The sequence below is a fragment of the Hoskinsella mucinilytica genome (assembly GCF_045223415.1).
GTDB classification, from domain to species: domain Bacteria; phylum Bacillota_I; class Bacilli_A; order Erysipelotrichales; family Erysipelotrichaceae; genus Hoskinsella; species Hoskinsella mucinilytica.
This window is the reverse complement of the sequence record NZ_JBEQZJ010000012.1, coordinates 35,721-50,542: the sequence shown is the minus strand read 5'-3', so window position 1 is coordinate 50,542 and position 14,822 is coordinate 35,721. Positions and strand designations below refer to the sequence as shown.

Below are 14,822 nucleotides of genomic sequence, written 5' to 3'. Positions count from 1 at the left end.
GAGGACTTATGGAAACAAAAGAAATATTAGATGAAATCGGTATGCGACGATCAATGACAAGAATCGCACATGAAATCATTGAGCATAACAAAGGTGTTGAAGACCTGGTATTTGTCGGTATCAAGACACGTGGTGAAATTCTGGCAAAACGCTTATCGGATATGATTGCGGGAATCGAAAATTGTCAGGTACCATGTTACGCTCTTGATGTCAGCCATTGGAGAGATGATTTAGAAGATGCTTATCCGATCCCCGATCTGGAGATGCCGGTAAAAAATAAAAAAGTCATCCTTGTTGATGATGTGTTATTCAAAGGCAGAACTGTGCGTGCCGCCATGGATGCGATCATGCATTTTGGTAGAGCCAATGAAATTCAATTGGCTGTATTGGTAGATCGAGGTCATCGAGAACTTCCTATCAGAGCTGATTATATAGGGAAAAATATCCCTAGCTCATTACAAGAAGTTATTCGTGTTAAGGTAAAAGAAATTGATGATCTAGATGGTATTTATATCAGTAAATAATACAGAAAAGAGGATTCTTATGAACAAAGAAATCGCTGAATTAAAGCATCGACTTGCGAAAATCGAATCAATGAAGGATTATCAAAGAGAATTAGAGAAACGTTTTGAACAAAATAATGCGAAGCTAGAGGTAGCTTATGCCATGGTAAAGAAGGAAAATAAGGATGTAGAGAAACTAAAGCATGCTTCTTTTTCCAGTATTATGGCATGGATTGCCAAAGATAAAGAAGAACGTTTGATCAAAGAGGAACAAGAGGCTTTACAGGCAGCCTTATATCTCAAACAATTACAAGAAGAAACAGCCCTCATTAATGAAGAATTAGTACATTGTGAAGAAGAAATATCACAAGAGGATGCAATACGAGAAGCGTTACAACGTCTACAAAAAGAAGAAGCTTTAAAAGGACCTAAAAAAGAAGAAGTACAACAACTATATGATAAGCTTGAACAAGAAACAATGTTAGAAAAAGAACTTCAAGAAGCAATTGAAGCAAGTTATGTGGTGACAGATCAACTAAAACATGCGGTTCGAGAACTAGATAGTGCTTCCTCTTGGGGCATTTATGATATCGCCGGTGGTGGAATGGTATCTTCTATGATCAAACATTCCCATGTTGATGAAGCACAACAAAGCATTGCGCAGATTCAAAAGGATATGCGTAGATTTCAAAAGGAATTACGTGATGTTTCCAATATCGAATTGCCTGAGGTTCAAATGGATGAATGGTTGAAATTTTCAGATATCTTTTTAGATAATGTCCTATTTGATTTCATGGCGCTTTCCAAAATCAATGATAGCAAAGCGAAACTAAACAAAGGGCTTGCTTCCTTGATTCAGTTACAAGATGAATTATTAAATCAAAAATGCGCATGTTTAGAGCGAAAACTTACCTTAGATAACAAGCTAAATAAGCTTTATCAATCAATATAACAGGAGGAACTTATGAATAAGGATTATGTATTGAATTTTGCGAAAGAGCTTTTACAAATCGATAGCCCAAGTGGTTATACAAAGAAAGCAATCAGCTTTGTGGAACAAGAAGCTACATCGTTAGGTTATGAAACATCCAAGAGTGAAAAAGGTAATCTTTTGATTTATGTCAAAGGAAAAAGCAATGAGAAGACCATTGGCTATTGTGCTCATTGTGATACCTTAGGCTTGATGGTACGTTCTATCAAACCAAATGGATTTCTTGCTTTAACGAAAGTCGGAGGACCGATCGTTCCTACTTTAGATGGCGAGTATTGTCAGATTTATACCAGAGATCAAAGAGTGTATACCGGTACGATCTTAAATACATCACCGGCCATTCATGTATATCCGGATGCTGCCAGCAAAGAGCGTAGCATCGAACATATGGAAGTGCGAATTGATGAAGTAGTAAAAACAAAAGAAGATGTAGAAAACCTTGGTATTTGTAATGGTGATTTTATTGCTTATGATCCTAAGGTACAAATTACAGATAGTGGCTTTATCAAATCACGTTTTCTAGATGATAAAATCAGTGTAGCCGCATTGCTTGGCGTATTGAAAGAATTAAAAGATACCAATGCGACTCCTGCTTATGATACGATATTTATGATAAGTAGTTATGAAGAAGTAGGTCATGGAATGGCATGGATTCCTTCCTCTATCAAAGAGCTGATTGCGGTAGATATGGGTTGTATTGGTTTAGATTTAGCTTGTACAGAATATGATGTTAGTATTTGCGCAAAAGATTCCAGTGGTCCATATGATTATGATATGACCAATAAGCTGATCCATCTTGCGAAGAAAAACGAACTTCCTTATGCCGTAGATATTTATCCACAATATGGTAGTGATGTCAGTGCAGCCTTAAAAGGTGGTAATAATATACGTGGTGCATTGATTGGTCCAGGTGTTCATGCAAGTCATGGAATGGAGCGTACTCATTATGAAGGATTGGAAGCTACCATGAAGTTGGTTATGGCTTATATGATGGAAGCTTAAGATAAAAGAGGCTGAGAAATCAGCCTTTTTCTATGCTTCTCTTGTTTTACGCATACTACTTGCGTTTTTCTCATACAGTATATTGGTGATAATGATGATGTTTCATACGTTTCTTTTGGTTTTCCTTGCGGAAATGGCAGATAAAACACAATTAATGGTAATGGCTTTATGCAATCGTTATCGAGTAAAAACGGTTGTCATAGGTATGGCATTGGGAATCGGCATGATATCTGCACTATCTGTATGTGCGGGTGACCTCATAGGTGATTTGATCCCGATCAGATTGGTAAAACTTGCTGCTGCCGCAATGTTTTTAGGCTTTGGATTATGGAATTTAAAAACATCTGAAGAAGAAGGCGAAGGCAAACATATTGCTTTACGTATTCCTGCACTATCCATTGCCCTTACCTTTATGCTTGCTGAATTAGGTGATAAAACACAGCTTGCTACCGTGGCGCTCGCCGCTGATCACATGGATGCCCACTTTCAGGTTTTTTTGGGTAGCGCACTAGGTCTGTTTTTAGCGAATCTGATTGGCATTTTTGCCGGGAAATTGATTTTCTCTCATGTGAGCGAAGATTGTGTGAAAGTAGGCAGCTCCTTTTTCTTTTTTCTATTCGGTTCTATTACATTATTTGAAACTATTGAAGTATCCTTCCCTATCATGGTTGCCTACAGCATGGTACTGATTTTCACAGGATATCTTATTTACATGCATTCTCGTAAAAGAAAAGAGGCTTAGGATGCATAAACTCATAAGAACGTGATATAATAATGCTGTTTATAAGGAAGGAGTATGTTACATGAAAGAATGGTCTCTATCTGTCTTATATAAAGACTATGAAGATCCAAAATTTCAAGAGGATTTCAAAAAACTTGAGAACTACATTGATTCCATTCAAGACTTTTCTAAAGAATTGAATCGAACGGATACAATAGCGACACTTGTGGAAATACTAACCAGATTAGAAGCATATCGTAATCTTATGTATCCACTGAGTGCCTATATGAATTTACGTCAAAGCACTGATACAACAGATGCAATGACTTCTACTTATCTCAGTCGTTTGATGGCCTTAGGATCAAAAATGAGTGAACCTATTTCACGATTCAATCGTTATATTGCTGAAACAAAAGATTTAGAGGCATTGATTGAACAGCATGATTTATTAAAAGAATACGCATATCTATTGACTACAACAAAACGAGATGCACAATATCTACTTTCCGATGAGGTAGAAAATGTATTGTCTTTGATGGATCTAAATGCAGGCAATGCATGGTCCAATTTAAGAGAATTTGTGACATCAACGATGGATGTAACTTATCAAGGAACATCTACTACCCTATCTGACATACGAAATATGGCTTATGATGCTGATAAGGAAGTACGAAAAGCTGCTTATGAAGCAGAATTAAAAAGCTATGAGGCTGTGAAAGATACCATTGCCTTTGCATTGAATAGTATCAAAGGACAGGCAAACACAGTAAGTGAGTTACGTGGTTATGATTCTGTTTTGATGATGACCTTACATCAATCTTGCATGAAAAAAGAAACATTAGATGCTATGTTTGCGGCAATGAAGGAATTCTTCCCGAAATTCCAACAATACTTGAAACGTAAGGCTGATTTGTTAGGATATGAACATGGCTTACCTTGGTATGAGCTGTTTGCTCCTTTGGGAAATAGCAACAAGAAATATAGCGTAGAAGAAGCAAAAACATATTTGCTAGATCATTTCCGTCCTTTTGCGAAAGATATGGCAGATATGATGGAACGTGCTTTTGATGAAGAATGGATTGATTTCTTCCCACATAAAGGAAAGGTTGGCGGCGCTTTTTGTGAGAATCTTCCTTTCGCAAAACAAAGTCGTGTGTTAACAAACTTCGATGGTTCTTTGGGTGATATCGTAACTCTTGCACATGAATTAGGTCATGCATATCACGGCATGATGATTGAAGAACATCGTCCAATGAATTGGGATTATTCTATGCCTGTTGCGGAAACAGCAAGTACCTTTAATGAAAACATTATTATGAATGCTGCTATCGATGCCGCTCATGGTGATGAAAAGATTGCTTTGATTGAAAATCAACTACAAGATCTCACACAGATCATGTGTGATATTTATTCTCGATTCCTCTTTGAACAGGAAGTCGTTGAGCGTAGAAAAAATGAATTCTTAAATGCAGATGAATTAAAGAATATCATGCTTCATGCACAGAAAGAAGCTTATGGTGATGGTCTAGATCCAGAATATTTGCATCCTTACATGTGGATCAACAAATCTCATTATTACTCTGCGGATCTAAGCTTCTATAACTTCCCTTATGCTTTTGGTGGATTGTTTGCTAGAGGTTTGGTTGTAAAATATGAAGAGATGAAGGATGACTTTTTACCAAAATACCAAGAGATGTTAAAAGCAACCACTGTTATGGATGTAGAAGATGTCGCAAGTATCATGGGTATTGATCTATGTGATATCAACTTTTGGAGAAGTGCTTTAAACACCGCTGCGGATAGAATTGATGAATTCCTTTCCTTAACAGATGAAAAATGCAGATGAAGATTTGGTTACGGATATAAAAAGAACCAGATCTTATTTATAAGCAACGTTAAGGACAAATACAGTTAGGGCCATGACAATCGTCACAGCCCTTTTTTTATATGATTTTTTCTCTTCTAAGTTCTTCTATCTGTACCATGCTAAAACCAAGCTTTTCTAATACTTTTATATTATCTTGTCCAAGAGTAGGTGCCGGTGTTTTTATTTCCGGTTTGGTACCCATTAATTTGATAGGACAACCACTCACCTTCATATCTCCAATGACAGGATGTCTTAATTCTACTAACATTTCTCTTGCCTGGGCGATATGAGGATCTTCACTGATTTGTTTCAAATCATAAATAGGAGCAGCAGGAAGACCATAGCTCATCAAAAGGTTCACTGCCTCTTCTACCGTATACTTTATTGACCACGCCTCTATATACGGTGTTAACTCCTCATGATGTAACACACGATCTTGAAGTGTCAAAAATAATTTATGTTCGATCAATTGTGGTTGTTTAAGAATATCACGACATAGGATTTCATAAAATTTTTGATTTCCACATCCTAACACATAATATCCGTCTTTTGCCCGATAAGAATCATAAGGAGCAACAGCTGCATAACGATTTCCCATGCGAGGAGGTATTTCCTTTGATTTGAAATAGCGTTGAAACGCAGCCTCTAAGGAAGAAACAACACAATCAACCAATGCGACATCTACTTTTTGACCTTCTCCTGTAATACTTCTAGCATGGACCGCAGCCAAGATACCAATGGTAAGATTCAATCCACCGAGAATATCTCCCATCGCATTACCAGCTCTGGTTGGAGCATCCATCGGTTGTCCTGTAACACTCATCAAGCCTCCCATAGCTTGAGATATGATATCATAACCTGCTCTATCTGCATAAGGACCATAACTACCAAATCCACTTACGGATGCATAGATCAAGCGATCATTGATTTTTTTTAAGTCATCATAACCAAGACCTAACTTTTCCATGACACCCGGTCGAAAGTTTTCCACAACGATATCTGCTTGTTTGACCAAAGATCGAAAGATTGCTTTTCCCTTTTCACTTTTTAAATTTAATGTGATTCCTTGTTTGTTTCGATTAAAATTTGCAAAATACATACTTTCATCATTTTGAAAAGGAGCGTAACTTCTTGTATCATCTCCCTTACCGGGTATTTCGATCTTAATGACTTTTGCGCCCATATCTGCCAATATCATTGTCGCATAAGGACCTGCCAATACTCTGGTCAAATCTAATACCACTAAGTTTTCTAATGCCTGTTTACTCATGATCTTCATCCTTATGAATCTTCATTCTCATAAATGCACTTCCCATAGACTTTCCTAATGTATCTAAGCGAAGTGATAAGGTTGCTCCACCACCCAAAGCATGATGCATCACGAAATTAAATCCATGTAAAGATGGTACTTCATATCGAATGATATCCCCTTTTATCATATCGCCAAAATGTTCCTTGACCTTTTCCACCGTTACCTCTTTTTTGATCCATTCATAATCTTTTGGATCTCTTGCGAATACACATACATTACTAGTATCCCCTTTATCCCCACTTCTTCCATGTGCAATCTCATGTAAATATATTTCTGACATTATTTCACCTCCAATATATGAGCACTGAGCTTTACAGCATCTCTTGGAATAAATGTTGGCCATAAGCCAATTACCTCATGAACCTTAGCTCTTCCACCAAAGAAACTTGCTTGCGGAGGACCGTTTAACTGCATTGGTGAAATCTCAGGAATGATCTTATATGCTTCCTCTTTGTCCAATGTACGAATAGCGATTCGAAGAACAACTTCATTCATTCGTTGAACCATTTCCTCTGACATATCTGCTACATCAAGATGCAATGCATTCAATCCAACATAGGATATATGAATTTCTTCTGCCTTAAGGTGTTTGCGTTTTAACTTCTTCATCAAGATATCCGCAGCATATTTTGCCTTCTCATAAGCATCCGGCCAAGCAAAGCTTAAATAGGTTTCTACTTTATAGCCGGCATGATAGCCTACACAAAGTTTTAAATTATCCGGTCTTGTAGTTCCATGAATTCCATCAACTTGTACCACATTTTCTTTTACTTGGTGAATCGTAGCCTTTGAAATATCCACATTGACATCCGGTGTTAGATAATTTGCAGGATCATGTACTTCGTATAAGAATTGTTCTTTCACGGATTGTTCACTGATCAAACCACCACAATTGGAAGCTTTTGTAATATAAAGTTCTTTTTCATTGATCTCTGCGATAGGAAATCCCAATTGGTCCATATCCGGAACACTTCTCCAATCATAATCAAAGTTACCACCAGAACCTTGTCCACCACATTCTAATAAATGACCGACCATGATACCTCTTGCTAGTTGATCATAGTCATCCTTTGCCCATCCAAACTCCTTTACCAGCGGAGAAAGAAATAATGCAGAATCAGCTGCACGTCCAGTTATGACGACATCAGCACCTTGATGTAAGCATTCGACAATTGGTTCATAGCCATGATAGACATTGACATTCACAATGCGATCTTTGATTTCATTGATATGCCTACCATCATCCATATTTCTAAATTCCATGCCTTCTTGTATCAAAGTATCTATTTGATCCTTGATATCATCTCCCAGTACATAGCCTATCTTATACCCTGTCATTCCCTTACTTTTGGCTTGTGTATGCAATGCTTGAACAGCACCCTCGATATTCATACCACCGGCATTTGTAATGATTCCGATCTTTTTTTGGTATGCTTCTTCTTGAATCACGTCCATCAAGTGCAGAAAATCTTTTGCATATCCCGCCTTGGGATCCTTTCTCTTTTGTCGTTGCATGATACTTAGCGTTAATTCTGCCAAATAATCACATGCCAAATAATCGAGGTCACCGTTTTTAACCATATGAATGGCAGCATCCGGACTATCGCCCCAAAAGCCTTGACCTCCTCCAATCCTTACTTTTTTCATTCTATTTCTCCTTTTTCTCGTTAGTACAACGTTTTAGTATATCGTTGTACCTATACTATAATACAACGTTGTACGTTTGTAAAGAAAAACTTGTATTTCGTTTCGAATACCGATATAATACCTACGTAAAAGAAAGGGTGTTTCTATGGCAAATATTAAAGAGCTTGCGGCAAAAGCAGGTGTTAGTCCAAGCACAGCCAGCATTGTCATTGGTGGAAAGAGCGAAACTCGTAAGATTTCTAAAGCAACTCAAGAAAAAGTTTGGAAAGCGGCGAAAGAGATTGGTTATCGACCTAACGTTAGTGCTCGTAGATTAAGAGATCAGCATCAAATGAATCAAATTACCATTGCTGTTTATTGGTCAAGTGATTTCCGTGCTAGCCTCATGACCAGATTTTTACATGGTCTTCAAGAAGCTATGTTGAAAGAAGATAAACGTTGTGAATTTTTGATTCACCCTTATAAAAACGATCATATCGAGGAAGTCGCAACTGTTTCTGAGTTTGGAAATTATCATGCAGCGATCATCTGTAATGCAAGTCCATCAGATATTGCTTATCTAGAGTCAATGACCTTTCCGATTCCTATCATACTTTATAATCGAACAAGTGATGTTTATTCTACGGTTTGTGTCAATGACGAAAACATCGGTCAATTGGCTGCAGAGGTGTTTATCGCCCATCAAAGAACACATGCTTTACTTGTGGGAGATATGTCCTTGTTTCCCGGGATGAAGAAAAGGATACAAGGATTTGAAAAAGCATGTGTAGCAAAGCATATCAAGGTTTCTAAGCTTGATTGTAAAATGACCATGAAAGATGCTTATGAAGCCATTCAAACCAGACCGCTTGATTATGATGCCATTTTTGCATTATCTGATTATCAGGCAATCGGTATCCTACGCTATTTGAAAGAAATAGGCTGTAAGTTACCAAAGGATATGGAATTGATTGCCGTTGGAAATGCTGATTCTGAATTAGAAGAATTTGCGTCAACACCTTTATCTGTGGTAGAACTACCTATGGAAGATATGGCCGCCGCCTGTTTGAAACAAGCCATTCAACAATTAGCATTTGAAGCGCAACAAGCTCATATCGAGCTTGAGATTCGCTTCCTTGCGAGAAAAACAACACAATAAAGCCTCTTAATCAAAGGACTAAGGGGCTTTTTAACATCTTATAATTTGTTAAATCGATATGCTCTTTATGAAGAACCTCTTTTATACGCTCATCGCAAAGAACGCTAAGCTCTACCACTCGTTGCGTATGATAAGAGCTGTTTTCATATAATTCTAAATCACAGAACCCTGGATGTGTCATAATTTCGATTGCTTCCTCATCTTTATGTTGTAAGATCAAGGCAATCAAATCATCTACAGTTGCAGTTTCTCCATAAAATCCAGGAACATAGATTGCGTTTGCATATCTTCTCATAGGAATATGATAACGTTTGGCTAGTTTTATCGAAACCTCAAGTAACCCTTTGGCATCATGTACGCTATGATGCGAATCCAGATGATCCGGACATCGATTCATTACTTTGATAAAGTGTTCGATCTGTGCTTCAAATTCATCATAGACTTCTTGTAAATCAACATGATCCAATTCTTCATAAAACTGTTTCCTACTTTTAAAATGCGTGCCATTTGTAGTTATTGTTTTGCCATGGGTCAAAGCATCTCCTAAGGTTAAGGTTAAATGAACACCGATACCCAATTCATCAGCATCTTTGACAAGAGATGCACCATAGGCAAGATATGGCATATTACTAAGAACGGTAGTGGAGCGAATGATACCATGATGATAGCCTTCCATGATACCCTGTGTCACTCCTTTTGTATAAGCAAAATCATCTGCATTTATGATTAATTTCATATAGATATCCTCCTATAAAAATTGTTGAGCCAACAGTATAAGTGGTGGCAACGTCACAATGGACAAAATGGTAGAAAGACAAACCGTTTTTACACTATAAAGATAATCTGCATCATATAAAGATGCAAAGATGGCGATATTGCTACCTACTGGTGCACTGGCAGCAATCAAAATCGCAAGACGAATAGAGGAATCGACAAATGGAACACATAGCAATAACAAAAAGGTCATAAGTGGTAAGATACAAAGCCTTAGGATACTGGAAAACAACAAGTGCTTATCCTGAAACATCGTAATAAAAGATACCTGTGCCAAATAAGCTCCGCTGATCAACATTGCAAGTGGTGTATTCAAACCAGCCATAGAGCTCATCATTGTTCGTATAAGCTCAGGAATCGGAAGTTGTAAGAAGAAGATGATCATTCCTATAATAACAGCAATTACAATGGGATTACCCATGAGCTTAGTAAACCGAATGCCCTCTTTTTTACCTGTCATCACAAATAATCCATAGGTCCATTGTAATATATTCAATAATGCAATATAGCTAGCAATATAAAACACTGCCTCTTTTCCTATCGTTGCTTGAACCAAGGGAATGCCGATAAACCCGGCATTAGAAAAAGATGCCGCAAAGTTATCCAATGGTCTTTTGCGTTTGAAAATCAAATAAGATACCAACATCGCTAGTATAAGAGAACATAGAGATAACAGAAATGACCAACATAATCCTGTCATGCGCTCGTTAGTATATTCAACACAAAAGCTTTGAATGATCACAATGGGAATCACGATATAAAGTAATAAGGTTCCCAGTTCTTTCGTACCTTGCATACTTATTTTTTTATGTCGATATAAGAGCACACCGATCAGCATAATGAAAAACATGATCAAGATCTGTTTGAGTAAGATATATGCCATATCCATCTTTTTCCCTCCTTAAGGAAAGAACTCAGCTTACCAGCAAGCCGAGTTCCTTTTTATGCTTCTTCTTCGTTTTCTTTTGAAAGTAGCTGCTTATCGTATGTTTTTAAGAATGGGAACACAATGACGCAGTCTAACGCAAGCAACGCAAACCAAACAACGATGGTTTTCCAATCCATGGTTGCCAAGAAAGCCTGTAATGGTCCTGGTACCGTAAATGGTAGCGTTACAAAGAAGCGTCCGATGATGTTCGCATCCATTAACAAATACGCTATTGAGAAGTTAACCATAGAACAAATCAATAATGGCATATAAGTAAAGACGTTCAATACTGTTGGAATACCAAAGATCATCGGTTCATTGATATTAAATAGTGTAGGAATCAAAGCGACTCGAGATACACTTTTCATTTGTGCTGACTTACATACCAACAGCATTACGATCAGCATTGCCGTATAAGTGATCCAATTTCCGAATACGCTATTAACTGCTCCTGAGAAGATCTGTGGCAAAGGTAAATTATTTGCATATGCTTCTGCATTTAATGCTAGTCCCATGGTAGTGATCGGACTAGTTACAACAGACACCATGTTTGCGCCATGGATACCGAAGAACCAGAATGTTGTCATCAAGAAGTTGATCAATAGGATACTTGGCAAGCTTCCGGAAGCTGAAATAAATGGTTGGAATGCTTTATAAATCAATGTAGTAAGTCCACCACCAACAAGCTCAGTACTAACCATATTCAAACCTAAGAATAAAATAACATTAAATGCCAAAGGTAGAAGTACGTTGAAAGGTGCTGCTACATTTGGTGGAACCGCTGCAGGCATTTTAATACAAATATGCTTCTTTATAAAGATACGATTGATTTCCACAACGATCATCGCAATCAATAATCCTGTAAACATTGCACTGGCGCCTAACTGTCCGGCTTGAATGGTAGCTCCATCAGGGAAACCGGCAATACATAAGAATACAAGCAAAGCTGCTATCATGTTATTGATGCCATCCATATCATAAGATTTTGCAAGACGATAAGATACCCCTGCAACTACGTAAATTGATATGATACCGATGGTTAGGTAATAAGGAACCATTAAGGTAGCGTTATAGGTAGCCGCCCATGATTGCCATGCTAATAAAAAGCCATAAAAGAAGTTTGTATTTTCTATACCACTTGGTACGGGAGGAATCGCCAATACCATTGCAATACCACCGATGATCGTTAATGGAATCAAGATTGACATTCCATCACGAATAGCTGCCATATGACGCTGATTTCCCAGTTTTGTAGCGAATGGCAAAATTTTCTCTTCCATGAATCCTTGGAATTTATCCATAATTCCTTGTTTTGATTCAGACATAATCCTTTCTCCTCTCCAGTTTTCACTGTTATCATAATGAGTTAGCGATGGTATCCTACATGTGCACCTGAGGGATGTTATCGCTTCCAACCCCATTTACAGTCTAGCACATGTGAATGAACCATTCAATACTTTTTTAAATTTTTTAAATTAAATTTGCATTTATTGGAAATGTGTGCTTTAATAAAAGTGTAAAAAAGAGGTGGTTATCATGAACGTTTGTTTTTCTAAAACAGATGTAACTCCACAACGTCCCTGCAGGATGGGTGGGTATGAAAGAAAGAAAGAAAGTATTGGGGTACTAGATCCCATAGAAGTCAACTATATGGCTTTAGAAGTAGAACAGACAACGATTCTGCTTGCGATGATAGATTGTATCTGTCTTGAAAAAAGCTTTGTGGAGGATATCAAAAAAGAAGTCTCTTTAGCAACTGGAATTGCACAAGAACTTATTTTGATTAGTTGTATCCATACACATAGTGCCCCATGCTTCTTTAAATTAACATTTGAACAAGTAGCAGCGGAAAGTGAATTAACAAAGCAACTAAAGCAACAGATCATTCAAGACCTTCAATATTGTGTACAACATTTAAAACCATGTCAATTGATCTATGAACATTGCATGATCGATGGTATTTACGGTAATCGTAATGTGAAAGAATCTTGGAGCGACAAATCTTTTCATCTTTTAAAATTTGTACAAGGCGAAACATGTATTGGAGGATTTGCGAATATTAGTACACATCCTACTTTATTGAATGGCGACAATCTATTATTAAGCGCTGATTTATTAGGACATATTCGAAATCGATTACAGGAAAAACTACATGCTCCTGTATTGATCAGTAATGGCACATGTGGCGATGTATCTACAAGATTTTATCGAAATGGTACTGAAAGTCTGGAAAGTTCCTCTTCCAACATTGTTTCGCAATTTTATGACAAAAAGGTATCTGACGATCTAACACTTACTACATGTTCACATTGGTCTGTAGATTATATTAGCATATCCGATTTTAAACATGATCCTGTGCATCAGGCAATCAGAAAACAGATTGAAGAAAACCCAGAATCTCCTGTTTCCTCTCTGTATTTGCATAAATGTGATATCAAAGAAAGTTTTGGGCGATTTGAAATGCATCTACATGCTGATGTCATTGATTATGGCAAGCTTTTGTTGATCACACTACCGGGTGATATCTTAAGCGCTTTTGGAAAAAAGATCAAAGAGGCTTTTCCAGATAAAATCGTTATTTTGATTTGTTATAGTGGTAATTATTGCAATTATCTTGTCCCAGAAGAACAGTATGGTAAATATTTTGAAACCTTCAATTCCAGACTTCAAATAGGTGAGGCTGATAAATTCATTCAAAAAGTGATAAAAGAAAGTAAATCACGTATTTATGTTGATTATAAATAAGAAATCCGTTATCATACCTATAGGTGATAAATATGAATCCTTATGAATTAATGGAATTGAAACAAGGTTCCTTTACAAAAACAGATCAGCACATCGTAGAGCTAATCAATAAAAATGCAGATGCTATTTTTCGAAACGCAACTGTAACCAACTTAGCTAAAGAATACGGCATTTCACAGGCCTCTTTGACTAGATTTATACAAAAGCTGGGTTATCCTTCTTACAATGAATTTAAATTTGACATTTACCGTTGTGAAAAACAATCTTTAACAAATGAGGATAGTCAAGAAACCATTCTTGAAGCCTATAGCAATCTGATCTTGATGATGCAAAATGTTTTAAAAGAAGAAGAGTTAATTACCATAGCTCAAGAAATCGCTTATGCAAGGACAGTTGTGAGCATTGGTATGCATAAAAGCTTTCTACCTGCGCAATCATTTCAATACAACATGTTGAAACTAGCGAAGCCTTCTGTGGCTTTTAGTAGTGATGATCGTCACGAAGTCAAACACTTCATCACAAAAGAAGACATCATCATCTTATTTACGGCGGAGGGTGAAAGTGCGAAGGACTTTATCAACGAATATAAAGAAAAGGATATTCCTATCATTCTGATAACCATGAATGAGAAGACAACCATCCGTAAATATGCAAAACATATGATCTGGCTACCAAATAGTCGTAATCAAAACATGCATAAATATTTAGAAAATCAGGTATTCTTCCTGGTATTCGCTGACTTACTAACGAGTTATGTCGCTAAAGAATTAGAGAAAGGAGAAAAAAACGATGATCTTAATCAATTGCGCAATGTTACAGGATGATATTATCCAATTTGCTGAGGCATATGATGAAAGCATTCACTTTGTAAAGAAACAAGGCTTATCACTTCAATTTACATCAAATGATGATCAAACATTCGCATCAGAATTGAAGAAGGCTTTGAAAGCAGACAGCAGATTTAAAGCACTCTACTTTAATGTGGAACAACGTTAAAACAGGATCCTCCTGTTTTTTGTATATATATAAAAAAGGCCCCGCTCTGGGAGAAGCGGGAACTTTTTTAAAGAAAAAGGATTAATTTAAGGTTGGCTGGTAACAACCTTACATTATGGTATTGCAGATAGTATGATTGGTCTTATCTGCGTATTATATTATACAACATATTTATAGCAATTTGTTGCTATTTTTAGA

Annotated in this window: 15 protein-coding genes; 9 read left to right on the top strand and 6 right to left on the bottom strand. The window is 37.0% G+C overall.

Annotated features, from left to right (window positions below):
• Positions 1-8 precede the first annotated feature (8 nt).
• The 5 genes from pyrR to UGRO018_RS05725 all read left to right on the top strand — a co-directional run bounded on the left by pyrR (position 9) and on the right by UGRO018_RS05725 (position 5,063).
• Entirely contained in the window at positions 9-524 is a 516-nt protein-coding gene (gene pyrR, locus UGRO018_RS05745; protein WP_416325510.1) for a bifunctional pyr operon transcriptional regulator/uracil phosphoribosyltransferase PyrR, read from the top strand.
• 19 nt (positions 525-543) lie between these two features.
• Positions 544-1,455, top strand: a complete 912-nt coding sequence (locus tag UGRO018_RS05740) for a hypothetical protein (protein ID WP_416325509.1) — start codon at positions 544-546, stop codon at positions 1,453-1,455.
• A 12-nt stretch (positions 1,456-1,467) separates the two neighbouring features.
• Positions 1,468-2,496: a M42 family metallopeptidase gene (locus UGRO018_RS05735; protein WP_416325508.1), complete on the top strand. Its 1,029-nt coding sequence runs from the start codon at positions 1,468-1,470 to the stop codon at positions 2,494-2,496.
• A 94-nt stretch (positions 2,497-2,590) separates the two neighbouring features.
• Positions 2,591-3,238 (top strand): TMEM165/GDT1 family protein, encoded by a 648-nt coding sequence (locus UGRO018_RS05730; protein ID WP_416325507.1) that lies wholly within the window; start codon positions 2,591-2,593, stop codon positions 3,236-3,238.
• A 61-nt stretch (positions 3,239-3,299) separates the two neighbouring features.
• Positions 3,300-5,063, top strand: a complete 1,764-nt coding sequence (locus tag UGRO018_RS05725) for a M3 family oligoendopeptidase (RefSeq protein WP_416325506.1) — start codon at positions 3,300-3,302, stop codon at positions 5,061-5,063.
• Positions 5,064-5,160: 97 nt separating this feature from the next.
• On the opposite strand, the gene UGRO018_RS05720 is transcribed toward UGRO018_RS05725, so the two are convergent.
• The 3 genes from UGRO018_RS05720 to UGRO018_RS05710 are packed head-to-tail and all read right to left on the bottom strand — an operon-like array spanning position 5,161 to position 8,043.
• On the bottom strand, positions 5,161-6,354 hold the full coding sequence (locus UGRO018_RS05720) for a CaiB/BaiF CoA transferase family protein (protein WP_416325505.1): 1,194 nt from the start codon (positions 6,352-6,354) through the stop codon (positions 5,161-5,163).
• Complete coding sequence (locus tag UGRO018_RS05715) at positions 6,347-6,676, bottom strand: AtuA-related protein (protein WP_416325504.1); 330 nt, start codon at positions 6,674-6,676, stop codon at positions 6,347-6,349. Before UGRO018_RS05715 ends, UGRO018_RS05720 begins: the two co-directional genes overlap by 8 nt.
• Positions 6,676-8,043 carry an acyclic terpene utilization AtuA family protein gene (locus UGRO018_RS05710; RefSeq protein WP_416325503.1) on the bottom strand — a complete coding sequence of 456 codons (1,368 nt, stop codon included), beginning with the start codon at positions 8,041-8,043 and terminating at the stop codon, positions 6,676-6,678. The genes UGRO018_RS05715 and UGRO018_RS05710 overlap by 1 nt, the downstream gene beginning before the upstream one ends.
• Before the next feature lie 145 nt (positions 8,044-8,188).
• On the opposite strand from UGRO018_RS05710, the gene UGRO018_RS05705 reads away from it, so the two are divergent.
• Entirely contained in the window at positions 8,189-9,181 is a 993-nt protein-coding gene (locus UGRO018_RS05705) for a LacI family DNA-binding transcriptional regulator (RefSeq protein WP_416325502.1), read from the top strand.
• A gap of 10 nt (positions 9,182-9,191) precedes the next feature.
• Here UGRO018_RS05705 and UGRO018_RS05700 read toward each other — a convergent pair whose 3' ends face one another.
• From UGRO018_RS05700 to UGRO018_RS05690, 3 genes are read right to left on the bottom strand one after another with little or no spacing between them, the layout of a single operon-like run.
• Positions 9,192-9,917: a carbohydrate deacetylase gene (locus UGRO018_RS05700; protein ID WP_416325501.1), complete on the bottom strand. Its 726-nt coding sequence runs from the start codon at positions 9,915-9,917 to the stop codon at positions 9,192-9,194.
• A 12-nt stretch (positions 9,918-9,929) separates the two neighbouring features.
• A complete protein-coding gene (locus UGRO018_RS05695; RefSeq protein ID WP_416325500.1) occupies positions 9,930-10,844 on the bottom strand; it encodes an AEC family transporter in 915 nt (304 codons plus the stop codon).
• 53 nt (positions 10,845-10,897) lie between these two features.
• Positions 10,898-12,208, bottom strand: a complete 1,311-nt coding sequence (locus tag UGRO018_RS05690) for a PTS sugar transporter subunit IIC (protein WP_416325499.1) — start codon at positions 12,206-12,208, stop codon at positions 10,898-10,900.
• Between the two features lie 211 nt (positions 12,209-12,419).
• Between UGRO018_RS05690 and UGRO018_RS05685 the strand changes: the two genes are divergently transcribed.
• The 3 genes from UGRO018_RS05685 to UGRO018_RS05675 are packed head-to-tail and all read left to right on the top strand — an operon-like array spanning position 12,420 to position 14,624.
• Complete coding sequence (locus UGRO018_RS05685) at positions 12,420-13,628, top strand: hypothetical protein (protein ID WP_416325498.1); 1,209 nt, start codon at positions 12,420-12,422, stop codon at positions 13,626-13,628.
• 32 nt (positions 13,629-13,660) lie between these two features.
• Complete coding sequence (locus UGRO018_RS05680) at positions 13,661-14,452, top strand: MurR/RpiR family transcriptional regulator (protein WP_416325497.1); 792 nt, start codon at positions 13,661-13,663, stop codon at positions 14,450-14,452.
• Positions 14,418-14,624 (top strand): hypothetical protein, encoded by a 207-nt coding sequence (locus UGRO018_RS05675; RefSeq protein WP_416325496.1) that lies wholly within the window; start codon positions 14,418-14,420, stop codon positions 14,622-14,624. The genes UGRO018_RS05680 and UGRO018_RS05675 overlap by 35 nt, the downstream gene beginning before the upstream one ends.
• Positions 14,625-14,822: the final 198 nt, after the last annotated feature.

Excerpts from the sequence above, each read along its gene's own strand:
- pyrR (WP_416325510.1), top strand. The coding sequence starts at position 9 with ATGGAAACAAAAGAAATATTAGATGAAATCGGTATGCGACGATCAATG.
- UGRO018_RS05740 (WP_416325509.1), top strand. The coding sequence starts at position 544 with ATGAACAAAGAAATCGCTGAATTAAAGCATCGACTTGCGAAAATCGAA.
- UGRO018_RS05735 (WP_416325508.1), top strand. The coding sequence starts at position 1,468 with ATGAATAAGGATTATGTATTGAATTTTGCGAAAGAGCTTTTACAAATC.
- UGRO018_RS05730 (WP_416325507.1), top strand. The coding sequence starts at position 2,591 with ATGATGTTTCATACGTTTCTTTTGGTTTTCCTTGCGGAAATGGCAGAT.
- UGRO018_RS05725 (WP_416325506.1), top strand. The coding sequence starts at position 3,300 with ATGAAAGAATGGTCTCTATCTGTCTTATATAAAGACTATGAAGATCCA.
- UGRO018_RS05720 (WP_416325505.1), bottom strand. The coding sequence starts at position 6,354 with ATGAGTAAACAGGCATTAGAAAACTTAGTGGTATTAGATTTGACCAGA.
- UGRO018_RS05715 (WP_416325504.1), bottom strand. The coding sequence starts at position 6,676 with ATGTCAGAAATATATTTACATGAGATTGCACATGGAAGAAGTGGGGAT.
- UGRO018_RS05710 (WP_416325503.1), bottom strand. The coding sequence starts at position 8,043 with ATGAAAAAAGTAAGGATTGGAGGAGGTCAAGGCTTTTGGGGCGATAGT.
- UGRO018_RS05705 (WP_416325502.1), top strand. The coding sequence starts at position 8,189 with ATGGCAAATATTAAAGAGCTTGCGGCAAAAGCAGGTGTTAGTCCAAGC.
- UGRO018_RS05700 (WP_416325501.1), bottom strand. The coding sequence starts at position 9,917 with ATGAAATTAATCATAAATGCAGATGATTTTGCTTATACAAAAGGAGTG.
- UGRO018_RS05695 (WP_416325500.1), bottom strand. The coding sequence starts at position 10,844 with ATGGATATGGCATATATCTTACTCAAACAGATCTTGATCATGTTTTTC.
- UGRO018_RS05690 (WP_416325499.1), bottom strand. The coding sequence starts at position 12,208 with ATGTCTGAATCAAAACAAGGAATTATGGATAAATTCCAAGGATTCATG.
- UGRO018_RS05685 (WP_416325498.1), top strand. The coding sequence starts at position 12,420 with ATGAACGTTTGTTTTTCTAAAACAGATGTAACTCCACAACGTCCCTGC.
- UGRO018_RS05680 (WP_416325497.1), top strand. The coding sequence starts at position 13,661 with ATGAATCCTTATGAATTAATGGAATTGAAACAAGGTTCCTTTACAAAA.
- UGRO018_RS05675 (WP_416325496.1), top strand. The coding sequence starts at position 14,418 with ATGATCTTAATCAATTGCGCAATGTTACAGGATGATATTATCCAATTT.